The following is a 13,032-nucleotide window of genomic DNA, read 5'->3' as shown; positions in this document are numbered from 1 at the left end:
GCTTGTCGGCCAGCAGCACGATGCCGTCGGCCTCCGCATCCGCGCTGGCGACGGGATGGCCGGCGGCCGCGTCCGCCGCCCGGGCGACCAGCTCGGTGAGCCGCACGGGTTCGAGCCGCACCGGTGCCCCGCTGTCGTCACGGGAGATCTCGAGCAGGTCGATCACCAGCTGGCGGAAGCGGGCCAGGTCGTCATCCAGCAGGTCCAGGGGCTCGCGCGCCGACTCGGGCAGCTCGCTGCGCCGGTTGCGCAGCAGCTCCATCGAGTTGAGCATCGTCGTCAGGGGGGTGCGCAGCTGGTGGCTCACGTCGCCGGCGAACCGGGCGTCGGCGACCACCCGGGCCTCGAGCGCCTCCGCCGTCCGGTTGAAGGACCGGGCCAGGTGCTCGAGGTCCGGGTCGTGCTCGGCGTCCAGCCGCACGCCGCGGATACCGCGCGCCACCTTGCCGGCAACCTCGTTGAGCTCGGTCAGCGGGCGGAGGGCCCGGCGACTGGCCATCCTGCCGACCGCCAGGCCGACGACGGCAGTCACGGCGGCCGCCGCCACCAGGATGATGCTGAGGGTCCGGATGGTGTGCTCGAGCGGGGCGAGGGGGTAGACCTCGACATAGACGTTGCTGGGATCGCGCATGGGCTGTGCCACGGCGAGGTAGGTGATGCCGTCCACGTCGAACCGCTGCGAGACGGGGCCCGACACCTCCGCGGTGGTGATCAGTTCGGCCGGCAGGGTGTCGCGCCCGAAGGTCAGGTTGGTGCTGTACCACGCTCCCCGGTAGAGCAGTGCCGACGAGAGGCGATCGGTGGGCGGCAACCGCTCCAGCGCGTTCGGGATGCGGACCGCGCCGGAGTCGAGGGTGCCTTGCAGTGAGATCGCGTCGACCGACGACTCGGCCACCGCCGCCGACTCCTGGCTCGAGAGGAGGTAGCGAGAGACGAGGAGCCACACCACGACCGCAAGCAACACCGACAGGGCGAGCGCCAGGACCCCGAAGCCGAGGGTGACCCGTCCGCGCAGGCCCAGCCTGCGAACCCTCCAGCCCCGCGACACGGTCACCCGGCGAGGCGGTAGCCGAGCCCGCGCGCCGTCACGACGTGCACCGGCGCGGCCGGATTGCGCTCCACCTTCGTGCGCAGTCGCCGAATGTGCACGTCGACGATCCGACTGTCGCCGAAGTATCCGTATCCCCAGACCCGTTCGAGGAGGTGCTCGCGGCTGCACACGTTGCCCTCCGCCAGGGCCAGCTCGGCCAGCAGACGGAACTCGGTGCGCGTCAAGGGAATCGGCTTGCCGTCGCGGACGACGACGCCCTCACCGATCCGGAGCTCGAGCTCACCCACCGTGACGTGGTCGGCATGCACATTGGGAGCTGCCTCCGCCCGGCGGAGCAGCGCGCGGATCCGCGCGGACAGCTCCTTGGCCACGAGCGGCTTGGTGACGTAGTCGTCGGCGCCCGCCTCCAGCCCCGCCACGACGTCGTGGCTGTCCGTCCGGGCGGTCACGATGATGACGGGCACGTCACTGTCCCGGCGGATCGAGCGGCACACGGAGAACCCGTCCGCACCGGGCAGCATCAGGTCGAGCAGCACCACGTCGGGCGGAGCGGCCCCGAGCTCCACCAGGCCCTGCTCGCCGTCCTCGGCCTCCGTGACGTGGTAGCCCTCGTCCTGCAGCGCCAAGCGCAGCACCCGACGCACGCGCGCATCGTCCTCCACGAGCAGCACCCGGCGTGTCACGGTGCCAGTATGCGACGGATCCCTCTGCGTCCGCAGGTCCCCGTGTCGAATTGACGAGGTGTCGTCACATGATCGACACACAGCCGGGGCCCATGTGACAGTTCCGTCGCGGCAGCATGACAACCGGTGTCGATCCGTTGCTGCACACCGGATTCCGTACCTAACGTCCAAGATACGGAACGAGCGACGGAGGATCTCATGACCCACAACAAGAGCCTGCTGACCGGCGTGACTGCGCTGTGCATGGTCAGTCTGGGACTGGCCGGGTGCAGCAGCAGCAACGGCGGCGGCGGCTCCCCCAGTGCAAGCGGCTCGCCGGGGTCCACGCAGACGACGGACACGAGCAACGCCCAACGTGGCGGCACGCTCAACATGCTCGGCACCGGCGACATCGACTTCATGGACCCCAACATCAGCTACTACTCCATCGGCTACCTCGGGCTGCGGATGTGGACCCGTCAGCTGCTCACCTACCCGGCGATCCCGGGCAAGACGACCAAGCCCGCACCCGACCTGGCCACCGAGGTGCCGACCATGCAGAATGGCGGCATCAGCAAGGACGGCCTCACCTACACGCTCCACCTGCGCAAGGGCCCGATGTGGAACACCACGCCGGCGCGGCCGGTCACCGCCCAGGACGTCGCACGGGGTGTCAAGCGCACCTGCAACCCGGTGCAGCCGTTCGGCGGCATCCCCGACTTCGCCACCCTGATCAAGGGCTACCAGTCCTTCTGCGACGGGATGAAGAAGGACAAGACCGCACCCGCCATGGCCAGGTACATCGAGGGCCACGAAATCCCCGGTGTGGTGGCCAAGGACGACAGCACCATCGTCTTCCACCTGACCAAGCCGGCCACCTACTTCACCGGCATCCTGACCATGCCGGCCTTCTCGCCGGCCCCCAAGGAGTTCCTCAAGTACCTCCCCGCGTCGGCCGAGCTGGCGCAGCACACCCTCTCCGACGGTCCCTACCAGGTCGAGAGCTACAAGCCGACCAAGGAGATCGTCTTCACCCGCAACCCCGCGTGGAAGGCATCGAGCGACCCGATCCGCAAGGCCTACGTCGACAAGATCGTGGTCAACGAGACCGGCCAGCAGAACTCCATCCAGCAGCAGCTCGAGACCAACACCGCCTCGGCCGACATGGGCTTCGACACCGGCCCTGCGCCGTCGCAGCTGCCCGGCCTGATCGCCAAGAAGGACCCCAACCTCAACCTCGGCCAAACCTCGTCGAGCAATCCTTACGTGCTGTTCAACACGGTGTCGCCGAACAACAACGGCGCGCTGTCAAAGGTCAAGGTCCGCCAGGCTCTCTCCTACGCGCTCAACCGAGCCAACATCCTGCAGGTGCTCGGTGGCACCACGGTCAACCCGCCATTGACGCACGTGCTTCCACCGGGTGTCGTCGGGGCCAAGAACTTCGACCTCTACCCGCATGATGTGGCCAAGGCCAAGAAGCTGCTCAAGGAGGCCGGCTACCCGAACGGCCTGACCCTCAAGTTCCTCTACCGCAACGCGAGCGAGGGCAGCAGCAAGGCGTTCCAGACCATCCAGCAGGACCTGTCCAACGTCGGCATCAAGGTCAAGGGCGTCACCTCGCCGAACGCGGACTTCTACACCAAGTACCTGGAGGTGCCGTCGGTGGCCAAGCGCGGGGTCTGGGACGTGTCCCTCGCCGGCTGGGGCGCTGACTGGTACGGCAACTCGGCGCTGTCCTTCTTCAATCCGCTCTTCTCCGGCAAGCCGTCCTTCCCGCCGATCGGCAGCAACTTCGGCCTCTACAACGACCCGAAGACCAACGCGCTGATCAAGCAGGCAGCCACCGCCAAGACCACGTCCGAGGCCGCGGCGCTATGGGAGAAGGCGGACCGTCAGGTGATGGAGGACGCCCCGTTCTACCCACTCACCTCGCCGCTCAACCCCAACTACCACGCGTCGCAGGTGCACAACGCGATCTACGTTCCGGCCTTCCAGCAGTTCGACCCGACCAACGTCTGGCTGGAGCAGGGCAAGCAGGGCGGCTGAGCACGACGACCCTGACCGAGGGAGTCCCCGGCGGCACGGCCACGGGCACCCGCCAACAAGCCAGATCGCAGGAAGGAGACCCAGATGGCCCTGCTGGAGGTCGACGACCTGCACGTCTCCTTCGACACCCCCGACGGTCTGGTCCAGGCGGTCCGCGGCCTGACCTTCTCGGTCGAGCGAGGCAAGACCCTCGCCATCGTCGGCGAGTCGGGGTCCGGCAAGAGCGTGTCGACGCAGACGATCACCAAGCTCACCCGAGGAGCACGCGTCTCGGGGCGTGCGATCTTCGAGGGAGAAGACCTGCTCACCGCCAGCCCCGACCACCTGCGGCGGGTGCGCGGCGCCAAGATCGGCATGATCTTCCAGGACCCCCTCTCCAGCCTGCACCCCTACTACCGGGTGGGCTGGCAGATCGTGGAGATGATCAGAGCGCATGACCACTCCACCTCACGGCGCACAGCCCGGAAGCGCGCCGCGGAGCTGCTCGGTCTGGTCGGGATCCCCCGACCGGCCGAGCGGCTCGACGACTACCCCCACCAGTTCTCTGGTGGGATGCGGCAACGCGTCATGATCGCCATGGCCATGGCCCTCAACCCGGTGCTGCTCATCGCCGACGAGCCGACGACGGCCCTCGACGTCACGGTGCAGGCTCAAGTCCTCGGAGTGATGCGGGACCTGCAGGAGGACTTCGGGACGGCGATCATCCTCATCACCCACGACCTGGGTGTGGTGGCCGAGATGTCGGACGACGTCGTGGTCATGTATGCCGGGACGGCGATGGAACAGGCCTCCCGGCGCGACATCTTCTACCGGCACCACCACCCCTACACCGAGGGACTGCTGCGCTCGCTACCCGCGCACGGTGGCGGGAAAGGCCGGCTGATTCCCATCGCCGGCTCCCCGCCGAGCCTGATCAACCTTCCCTCCGGGTGCCCGTTCGCGCCCCGGTGCCCGTACGCGTGGGACAAGTGCTTCCGCGAGACGCCGCCACTGGACGAGGTCTTTGACGAGCCTGGCCACCGGTCGGCCTGCTGGCTCCCGCACGACTGGGAGGGCAGGCAGGCCTGCGAGCCACGAACCGAGACGATAGACCGGGAGGAGACAGCATGAGTGAGGCGATGGATCTCCCCCTCGGTGACCCGGGAGGAGAAACCACGCACGCAGGCACCGAGGTGCTGATGGCCGCCCGTGACGTCCGCAAGCTCTTCCCCGTCGCGCGGGAAGGACTGTTCGGCCAGCGGGACTACGTCCATGCGGTGGACGGAGTGTCCCTGGACGTCCGCCGTGGCGAGACGCTCGGACTCGTCGGTGAGACCGGCTGCGGCAAGTCGACCCTCGCCCGCTGCCTGTCCCGGCTCTACGAGCTGACCGAGGGCACCATCGAGTTCGACGGCCAGGACATCACCAACCTGAGCCGGCGGCGACTACGGCCGGTGCGCCGCGAGGTGCAGATGATCTTCCAGGATCCGTACGGGTCGCTCAACCCGCGGCGTCGGGTCGGGTCGATCATCGGCGACCCGTTCGTCATCCACGGCATCGACTCCCGGCAGGACCGCAAACGCCAGGTGCAGTCGCTGATGGAGAGGGTCGGCCTCAATCCCGAGCACTACAACCGCTTCCCGGCCGACTTCTCCGGAGGCCAGCGCCAGCGCATCGGCGTCGCCCGGGCGCTGGCACTCCATCCCAAGCTGGTCATCTGCGACGAGCCGGTCTCCGCGCTCGACGTGTCGATCCAGGCGCAGATCCTCAACCTGTTGTCCGACCTGCAGGACGACTTCGGCCTGACCTACGTCTTCATCTCCCACGACCTCTCCGTGGTGCGACACGTCAGTGACCGGGTCGCCGTCATGTACCTCGGCAAGATCATGGAGATCTCCGCGTCCGAGGACCTGTTCACGACGACCCGGCACCCCTACACCAGGGCGCTCCTCTCGGCCCTGCCGACTCCCGACCCGGACGAGGCCGACAGCAGAGAGCGGATCGTCCTCGTCGGGGACGTGCCCTCCCCCGTTCACCCGCCGAGTGGTTGCCGGTTCCACCCCCGCTGCCCCAAGGCACGCTCCCACTGCGTCGAGGCGGTGCCGCCGCTCGAGCAGGTCTTCGACGACCTCCCGTCCCACCGCACCGCCTGCTTCTACCCGCTGGCGATCGGTGAGGACCTCTCCCAGTCCGTGCCCCAACTGGGCGCCGGGGAGAGCGAGATCGTCTCCTCGGACGGAGCGGAGGAATCATGAGCGACGTCCCCCCTGTCGGAGTCGGCGCCGGCGTCGACAGCGCAACGCCGTCCCAAGGTCCTGCTGGCGGCCCCGGCGCCGAAACCAGCACCGGCATCGAGGGGCGCAGTCCGTGGGTACTGGCGTGGCAACGGCTTCGTCACGACCGGGTGGCGATGATCTCCCTGGTCGTGATCTGCCTGATCGGCCTGGTCGCCATCATCGCTCCGCTGTTCGCCTCCGTGACGGGTCACCCGCCCAACCAGCAGTACCGCGGCCCGGGCGCGCTGTCCCCCGAAGGGCTCCCGGCCCACCCGAGCTCCGCCTTCTGGCTCGGCACCGACGACCTCGGCCGCGACATCCTCGTGCGCATCGCCTACGGCTCACGCATCTCGCTGCTCGTGGGCGTCGTGGCGACAGGGATGACGGTCGCGATCGGTGTCGTGGTCGGGCTCGCCGCGGGCTACCTCGGGGGCATCGTGGACACCGTCCTCGCTCGACTGGTCGACGTGGTCCTGTCCGTCCCGTTCCTGCTGGTCGCGGTCGCGCTCGTGTCGATCACCGGAGCGAGCCTGACGATCACCATTCTGGTCATCGGCTTCTTCAGCTGGGCGTCGGTGGCCCGCATCGTCAGGGGGCAGGTCCTCTCCCTCCGGGAACGGGAGTTCGTCGAGGCCGCGAGATCCTTGGGCGCGAGTGACCGGCGCATCATGTTCGTCGACGTGCTGCCCAACGTGCTCGCCCCGGTGATCGTCTACGCGACCCTTCTGATTCCCGTGGTCATCGTCGTCCAGGCAACGCTGTCCTTCCTCGGCCTCGGCCTCCCCCCGCCGACGGCGGACTGGGGCGGCATGATCAGTGAGTCGGTCCAGTACTACACCGTCGCATGGTGGTTCGTGTTCTTCCCGGGCGCCGCCCTGCTCATCACCACCTTGGCCTTCAACCTCTTCGGTGACGGCGTGCGTGACGCGTTCGACCCGCGCACCGACCGGCTCATCGGACAGAAGTGAGGCGGACATGATCCGGTTTCTGATCCGACGGGTCGCTCTCGGCGTGCTCGTGATGTGGCTCATCACCGTCGCGGTGTTCGGCCTGTTCTTCGTGGCGCCCAACAACGTGGCCCGGACGCTCGCCGGGCGGCAGGCCACCCCCGCAACGATCCACCTGATCGAGCACCGCCTCGGTCTGGACCTGCCGCTGTGGAAGCAGTACACCAACTTCGTCGGCAACGCGCTGCACGGTGATCTGGGGTTCGACTACTACCACGGCGTGCCGGTGACCCAGATCATCGGCCAGGCCCTGCCCATCACGCTCTCCCTCGCCATCGGGGCCGCAGTGATCTGGCTCCTGCTCGGCGTGTTCAGTGGTGTCCTGTCGGCCGTGCGCCCACGGACCTTCAGCGATCGGTCCACGACCGCCCTGGCGCTCTTCTTCTACTCGATGCCCTCCTTCTTGCTCGCCCTGCTCTTCCTCTACTTTCTCTACTTCCGTCTGACCAAGGCGGGATTCGCCATCTTCCCCGCCGGCGGATACTCCGGTCTCACGGCCGGCGTCGGCGAGTGGGCGCGCCACCTCATCCTGCCCTGGGTGGCCCTCGCGCTGCTGCTCGCAGCCACCTATACCAGGCTCACCCGTGGGTCCATGCTCGACGTCCTGGGCGAGGACTACATCCGCACAGCGCGGTCCAAGGGCCTGCGGGAGAGGCGCGTGGTGCTCCGGCACGGCTTGCGCAGCGCGCTCACCCCGGTCGTCACGCAGTTCGGCATCGACCTCGGGCAGCTGGTCGGCGGTGTCGTCGTCACCGAGACCGTCTTCAGCCTCCCCGGCCTCGGCAAGACCGCCATCGACGCGATCAATACCCAGGACCTCCCGGTGATCATCGGCATCGTCATCTTCGCCTCGGCCGCCGTGGTGGTCGCCAACATCCTGGTGGACATCATGTATGCCGTGCTCGACCCGAGAGTCCGCCTGCACTGACCTGCCCTCCCACACCTCCCGTGGGAATCTTCGCGAGGTTTGGTGCCCTCTCAGGGGCCGAAACCTCGCGAAGATTCCTCAGGAGGGGTGGGGTTCAGGACGTGGACCGTGCAGTGTCGGCGTCGACGGACGACCTAGCATCGAGACCATGCCCCGAGTCTCCGCCCTGCCGGCCCCGGTGCTGGTCATCGGCGCCGTGGTGTCGGTGCAGTTCGGCGGAGCCCTCGCCGCCACCCTTGTGCCGATCATCGGCGCCAGCGGCTCGGTCACCCTGCGCCTGATCATCGCTGCGGTGGTGATGCTCCTGATCGCGCGGCCCTCCGTGCGGGACCGCTCGCGCGGGGACTGGGCCGTGGTCGTGGGTTTCGCGATCACGCTCGGCCTGATGAACCTGTGCTTCTACTCCGCGCTGGCCCGGCTGCCGATCGGCGTCACGGTGACTCTGGAGTTCCTGGGACCGCTGACCCTGGCGACCGTTCTGTCGCGGCGGTTGCTCGACCTGGTGTCGGTGGCTGCCGCGGCCCTCGGCGTCGTGCTCATCTCCGGTGCGCTCACGACGCCGTGGGGTGACCTCGACCTGACCGGCCTCGGGCTGGCCCTCGCAGCGGGAGCCTGCTGGGCGGCATACATCATCTTCAGCGGGCGGACGGGGCAGCGGTTCGCCCAGCTCGACGGCCTCGCCATCGCGATGTTCATCTCCGCGGTCCTCGTCGCGCCGCTCGGCTTCATCGAGGCCGGGACGGGGCTTTGGTCATGGGACGCGCTGTCCCGCGGGCTCGGCATCGCGGTGCTCTCGTCGGTGCTCCCCTACTCGCTGGAGCTGATGGCGCTGCGCCGGCTGGCCGCTGGCGTCTTCGGCATCCTGCTGAGCCTGGAACCGGCTGTGGCCGCGCTCGCGGGACTGGTGGTGCTGGGCCAGCGGCTCGGAGGTGTGGAACTCGCCGGGATGGCCCTGGTGGTGGGCGCGAGCGCCCTCGTGATGGGCCGACAGCAGCACCAACCACGCGCTGCCGAGCTCGCCGAGACCACCAACCAGTAGCTCCGGCCGAGGCGGAGCCGAGGCCCTGCGCACCTCGCCTTCCTGACCTACGTGGCCCGGGTGCGTCGCCTGCGCTTACGCGGACTCCAGCTCCGGATCGTCGCGGCGCGTCTTGAGCAGGCTAGCCACCGTGGTGACCGCAAGGATGCCGATGATCGCGACGAGCGACACCCAGATCGGGATGTCGGGCGCCCACTCGATGTGCTGGCCACCGTTGATGAAGGGCAGCTCGTTCTCGTGCATCGCGTGCAGGATCAGCTTGACCCCGATGAAGCCCAGCAGCACCGACAGGCCGACGCTCAGGTAGACCAGCTTCTTGAGCAGTCCGCCGATCAGGAAGTAGAGCTGGCGCAGCCCCATCAGCGCGAAGATGTTGGCGGTGAGGACGAGGAACGGCTCCTTGGTCAGGCCGAAGATCGCGGGGATGGAGTCGAGGGCGAAGAGCAGGTCCGTCGTGCCCAGCGCGAGGATCACGATGAACATCGGTGTGATCAGCTTCTTGCCGTTTCGCGAGATCGTCAGGTGCGCTCCGTGCCACTCCGAGGTGGCCGGAAGCCGCCGCTCCACGAAGCGCATGAAGGCGTTCTCCTCGTAGTCCTCGTCATCGTCGTCGCCCTTGGCCAGCTTCACTGCGGTGTAGATGAGGAACACGCCGAACAGGTAGAAGACCCACGAGAACTGGTTGATCGCGGCGGCACCGACGGCGATGAAGATGCCGCGCAGGACCAGCGCGATGACGATGCCGATCAGCAGGGCGGACTGCTGCAGCTTCTCCGGCACACCGAACTTCGCCATGATGATGATGAAGACGAACAGGTTGTCGACCGAGAGCGAGTACTCGGTGAGCCAGCCGGCGTAGTACTGCGCCGCGAAGTCACCGCTGGCGAAGAACCACACCCCCAGCCCGAAGACCAGGGCCAGCCCGATGTAGCCGGACAGGGCGACCGTGAGCTCCTTGGTGGTCGGGACGTGCGGACGCCGCCCGACGACGAAGACGTCGAACAACAGGAGGGCCGTGGTCGTGCCGATCGTGACGATCCAGAGCCAGGTGGGGACGTTCATGGGGGTGCAGCTGCCTTCCGGTCACCGTGCAAGGACGTGTGGCCGGAGGTCTCTCCCACCCCATTGACGTTGGGGCCGGCTCCCCGGGTGCGTGCACGCGTGCTCCGTGATGACGAGGATGCCGCAGGTGGGGATACTCCCCTCCGCACCACCAGTGTTTCACGAAGGTCGCAGGTCCCCAAACCGGCGCTCGGTGCCGCTCAGGGACGGGAGCCGACGGACTCGGCCGCGCCCGCCGCCGGCTGGCGCGCGGTCTCGGTGAGCAGGCCCTTGCGGTCCGCAATGACCTCGAAGACCGCGGTGCAGAACGGGGGGATCGAGGACAGGCCGGCCAGCACGAAGGTCTTGAAGCTCCACCCGAACTTCCCGCGCGCCCAGAAGACGGTGAGGACGTAGGCGATGAAGACGATCCCGTGCACCATGCCGAAGATCTGCACGCCGAGCGGGTTGCCGGCCGGTCCGTACTTGAAGTACATCCCGATCAGGAGGGCTGCCCAGGAGAGCGCCTCGGCGAAGGCGACGGTGCGGAACAGGGTGCGGGTGTTGAGCTTCACGAAGAACCATCCGGTCGGGACCGCGCGAACACGGTCGGGAGGATCGAGGTCCGGAGCGACCTACGGTGCGCCGTCGTAGACGCACTCGCACCATAACCCGCACGTCATCCGCCGGCCGAATCCGCCTCGGGCGTTCCCGACACGGGCCGGGCGCCGGGCTCCCGCGACGGGTGGGGCTCATCGACGGTCGGGAACCGGCGCGGCACCGCCGCCAGCAGGATGACCACCGTCGCCGCTCCCGCCAACAGCAGACCGAGGAAGACGGCGTGCGTGGACGCGTGCACGGCCGCACGCAGGAAGTCCGAGGCGGCGGCGTCGGCACGTCCACCCTCGAGCACCCGGCTCACGCCATCGACCGTCGAGGGCACCTGCCCCCGCAACGCCGCGGGTGCGTCGTCGAGACGGTGCAGCAGCACGGCGTTGGTCACCGCGCCGAACACCGCGGCACCGAGGCTCTGGCCCAGGAACCGGGCGAACATGGCTCCGCCGGTGACCACGCCCCTCCGCGACCAGTCGACCGTCGACTGGAGCCCGACGATGAGCGGGGACGTGATCAGCCCCATGCCCGCGCCCATCAGGGCACTGCCCGCCACGGGTTGCCACACCGGCGCGTCGACGGGGGTGAGCACGAACACCACCCCGGAGGCGACGGTGAGCAGCGCACCGACGAGAGCGGTGTCGCGAAAGCCGATCCGCAGGTAGAACCGGGCCGACATCCCGGCCGCGAGCGGCCAGGTCATGCTCATCACGGCGAGCACGAAGCCGGCCGCGACCGGCCCGAGCCCGAGCACCGACTGCGCCCACGTCGGCAGGAACGTCGAGAGGCCGATCACCATCAGCCCGGCGGTGAGCGTCGCGCCATACGACCCGGCCGTCAGCCGCTGCGTCCACAGCCACGGCGGCATGATCGGCTCACTGGCCCGGCGCTCGACGAGGACGGCCACCAGGGCCGCGAGCACGGCGCCCGCGAAGACCAGGACGCTCGGCACCGAGTCCCACGCCCAGGCGGTGCCGCCCTGCAACAATCCGAGGATGAGCAGCCCGGCCGCGGCCAGCAGCAGCCCCGCACCGGCGTAGTCGATGCGATGGGTATGCCGTTCGACGCGCTCGTGGAGTCCGCGCACGATCAGCGTGAGGGCCAGCGCACCGATGGGCAGGTTGACCACGAAGATCCACCGCCACGACGCGTACTCCGCGAACACGCCACCGATGGCCGGCGCGACGACCGCCGAGATGCCCCAGACGCTGGAGAGCCACCCCTGCACGCGGCCGCGCTCCGCCACGTCGTACAGGTCACCGGCGACGGTGTTGACCGTGGCGCCGATAGAACCCGCCCCGAGTCCCTGCAACGCGCGGAACAGGATCAGCGCCACCATGTTCCACGCGATCGCCGACAGCGCGGATCCGATCAGGAAGACCACCACGCCGACGACCAGGACCGGCTTGCGGCCGTAGAGGTCGGCCAGCTTGCCGTAGACGGGGATGGTCACCGTTTGCGCGAGCAGGTAGACCGAGAACACCCAGCCGACCAGGGAGAAGCCACCGAGGTCGCCGACCACCTGCGGGATCGCCGTGGCCACGATCGTCGTGTCCATCGCGACCAGCGCCATGGTGAGGATCAGGGCGATGAGGACCGGGGTGCGGTGGTCGCGGCGCATCAGGGCTGCCACAACACCTCCGCTCATGGTTGCCACCCCATCGGGGCCGCTCGCGCCTCCGGGCACCCCGCAACGTGGGACCCTCGGCAGGCTAGTTGACGCAGAACTCGTTGCCCTCGGGATCCTGCATCACGACGTGGAAGTGGTGGCCGGGCAGACCCTGCTCGAGGATGCGCGTGGCCCCGAGCGCCTCGAGCCGCGCGGCCTCGGCGAGGATGCTGTCCTTGCGCTCGACGCTGGTGTCCTCCTCGACCCGCTCAGCGCGCAGGTCGAGGTGCATCCGGTTCTTGGCGGTCTTGGGCTCGGGCACCCCGAGGATCACGATGCGCGGTCCGACACCGCTCGGGTCGATGAGCGACGCACCGTCGTCCCACTCGTCCTCCGGGACGCCCATCGCCTCCAGCGCCGAGGGCCACGAGTCGAATCCGTCCGGGGGCGGTTCCGCGGCGTAGTGCAGTGCCCTGGCCCAGAAACGCGCCAGGGCCTTGGCGTCGACGGCGTCGAAGGTCACCTGCCAGCTCACCGCCACGGGTCCTCCTTCGCGTCGGCGCCACGCACCTGGCTCATGAGGTCGCCGCCGTCATCTGGCGCAGCTCCTTCTTGAGGTCGCCGATCTCGTCACGCAGCCGCGCGGCCAGCTCGAAGTGCAGGTCGCTGGCGGCCTGGTGCATCTGCTGGGTCAGCTCCTGGATCAGGTCGGCCAGGTCGGACGCCGGCAGCTCGCCGGCGCCCCCGCGGGCGACGTCGACGTCGGCGCTCAGCGCACCGCG

Annotated in this window: 13 protein-coding genes; 6 read left to right on the top strand and 7 right to left on the bottom strand. The window is 68.8% G+C overall.

The window, feature by feature from the left end; genetic code table 11:
• Window positions 1–1,054: sensor histidine kinase (locus FRW57_RS09285; protein ID WP_152185872.1), on the bottom strand; the 1,054-nt coding region annotated here is incomplete at its 3' end.
• Complete coding sequence (locus tag FRW57_RS09280) at window positions 1,051–1,734, bottom strand: response regulator transcription factor (RefSeq protein ID WP_152185871.1); 684 nt, start codon at window positions 1,732–1,734, stop codon at window positions 1,051–1,053. The genes FRW57_RS09285 and FRW57_RS09280, both read right to left, overlap by 4 nt.
• A 198-nt stretch (window positions 1,735–1,932) precedes the next feature.
• Here FRW57_RS09280 and FRW57_RS09275 point away from each other — a divergent pair, with 198 nt between their 5' ends.
• The 6 genes from FRW57_RS09275 (at window position 1,933) to FRW57_RS09250 (ending at window position 8,988) form a co-directional block, all read left to right on the top strand.
• Window positions 1,933–3,759 carry an ABC transporter substrate-binding protein gene (locus FRW57_RS09275; RefSeq protein WP_152185870.1) on the top strand — a complete coding sequence of 609 codons (1,827 nt, stop codon included), beginning with the start codon at window positions 1,933–1,935 and terminating at the stop codon, window positions 3,757–3,759.
• Between the two features lie 84 nt (window positions 3,760–3,843).
• The gene (locus FRW57_RS09270; RefSeq protein ID WP_152185869.1) at window positions 3,844–4,869 is read left to right on the top strand and encodes an ABC transporter ATP-binding protein; all 1,026 of its coding nucleotides are present in this window, start codon (window positions 3,844–3,846) and stop codon (window positions 4,867–4,869) included.
• A complete protein-coding gene (locus FRW57_RS09265; RefSeq protein ID WP_152185868.1) occupies window positions 4,866–5,993 on the top strand; it encodes an ABC transporter ATP-binding protein in 1,128 nt (375 codons plus the stop codon). The genes FRW57_RS09270 and FRW57_RS09265 overlap by 4 nt, the downstream gene beginning before the upstream one ends.
• Window positions 5,990–6,982, top strand: coding sequence for an ABC transporter permease (locus FRW57_RS09260; RefSeq protein WP_137121537.1), 993 nt, complete (start codon window positions 5,990–5,992; stop codon window positions 6,980–6,982). Before FRW57_RS09265 ends, FRW57_RS09260 begins: the two co-directional genes overlap by 4 nt.
• Window positions 6,983–6,989: 7 nt before the next feature.
• Entirely contained in the window at window positions 6,990–7,949 is a 960-nt protein-coding gene (locus FRW57_RS09255) for an ABC transporter permease (protein ID WP_137121536.1), read from the top strand.
• 148 nt (window positions 7,950–8,097) lie between these two features.
• Window positions 8,098–8,988, top strand: coding sequence for an EamA family transporter (locus FRW57_RS09250; protein ID WP_152185867.1), 891 nt, complete (start codon window positions 8,098–8,100; stop codon window positions 8,986–8,988).
• A gap of 75 nt (window positions 8,989–9,063) precedes the next feature.
• Here FRW57_RS09250 and FRW57_RS09245 read toward each other — a convergent pair whose 3' ends face one another.
• The 5 genes from FRW57_RS09245 to FRW57_RS09225 form a co-directional block, all read right to left on the bottom strand.
• Entirely contained in the window at window positions 9,064–10,050 is a 987-nt protein-coding gene (locus FRW57_RS09245) for a TerC family protein (RefSeq protein ID WP_137123047.1), read from the bottom strand.
• A gap of 200 nt (window positions 10,051–10,250) precedes the next feature.
• The gene (locus FRW57_RS09240) at window positions 10,251–10,604 is read right to left on the bottom strand and encodes a DUF3817 domain-containing protein (RefSeq protein ID WP_137123046.1); all 354 of its coding nucleotides are present in this window, start codon (window positions 10,602–10,604) and stop codon (window positions 10,251–10,253) included.
• 104 nt (window positions 10,605–10,708) lie between these two features.
• Window positions 10,709–12,289, bottom strand: a complete 1,581-nt coding sequence (locus FRW57_RS09235) for an MDR family MFS transporter (protein WP_203230279.1) — start codon at window positions 12,287–12,289, stop codon at window positions 10,709–10,711.
• A 64-nt stretch (window positions 12,290–12,353) separates the two neighbouring features.
• The gene (locus FRW57_RS09230; protein ID WP_137123045.1) at window positions 12,354–12,791 is read right to left on the bottom strand and encodes a VOC family protein; all 438 of its coding nucleotides are present in this window, start codon (window positions 12,789–12,791) and stop codon (window positions 12,354–12,356) included.
• Window positions 12,792–12,825: 34 nt separating this feature from the next.
• The coding region (locus FRW57_RS09225; RefSeq protein ID WP_152185866.1) for a UvrB/UvrC motif-containing protein at window positions 12,826–13,032 on the bottom strand (207 nt) is incomplete at its 5' end.

The organism is Segeticoccus rhizosphaerae (genome assembly GCF_009192725.1).
GTDB classification, from domain to species: Bacteria; Actinomycetota; Actinomycetes; order Actinomycetales; family Dermatophilaceae; genus Segeticoccus; species Segeticoccus rhizosphaerae.
The sequence above is the reverse complement of the archived record's forward strand: the minus strand, read 5'-3'. Positions and strand labels throughout refer to the sequence as shown.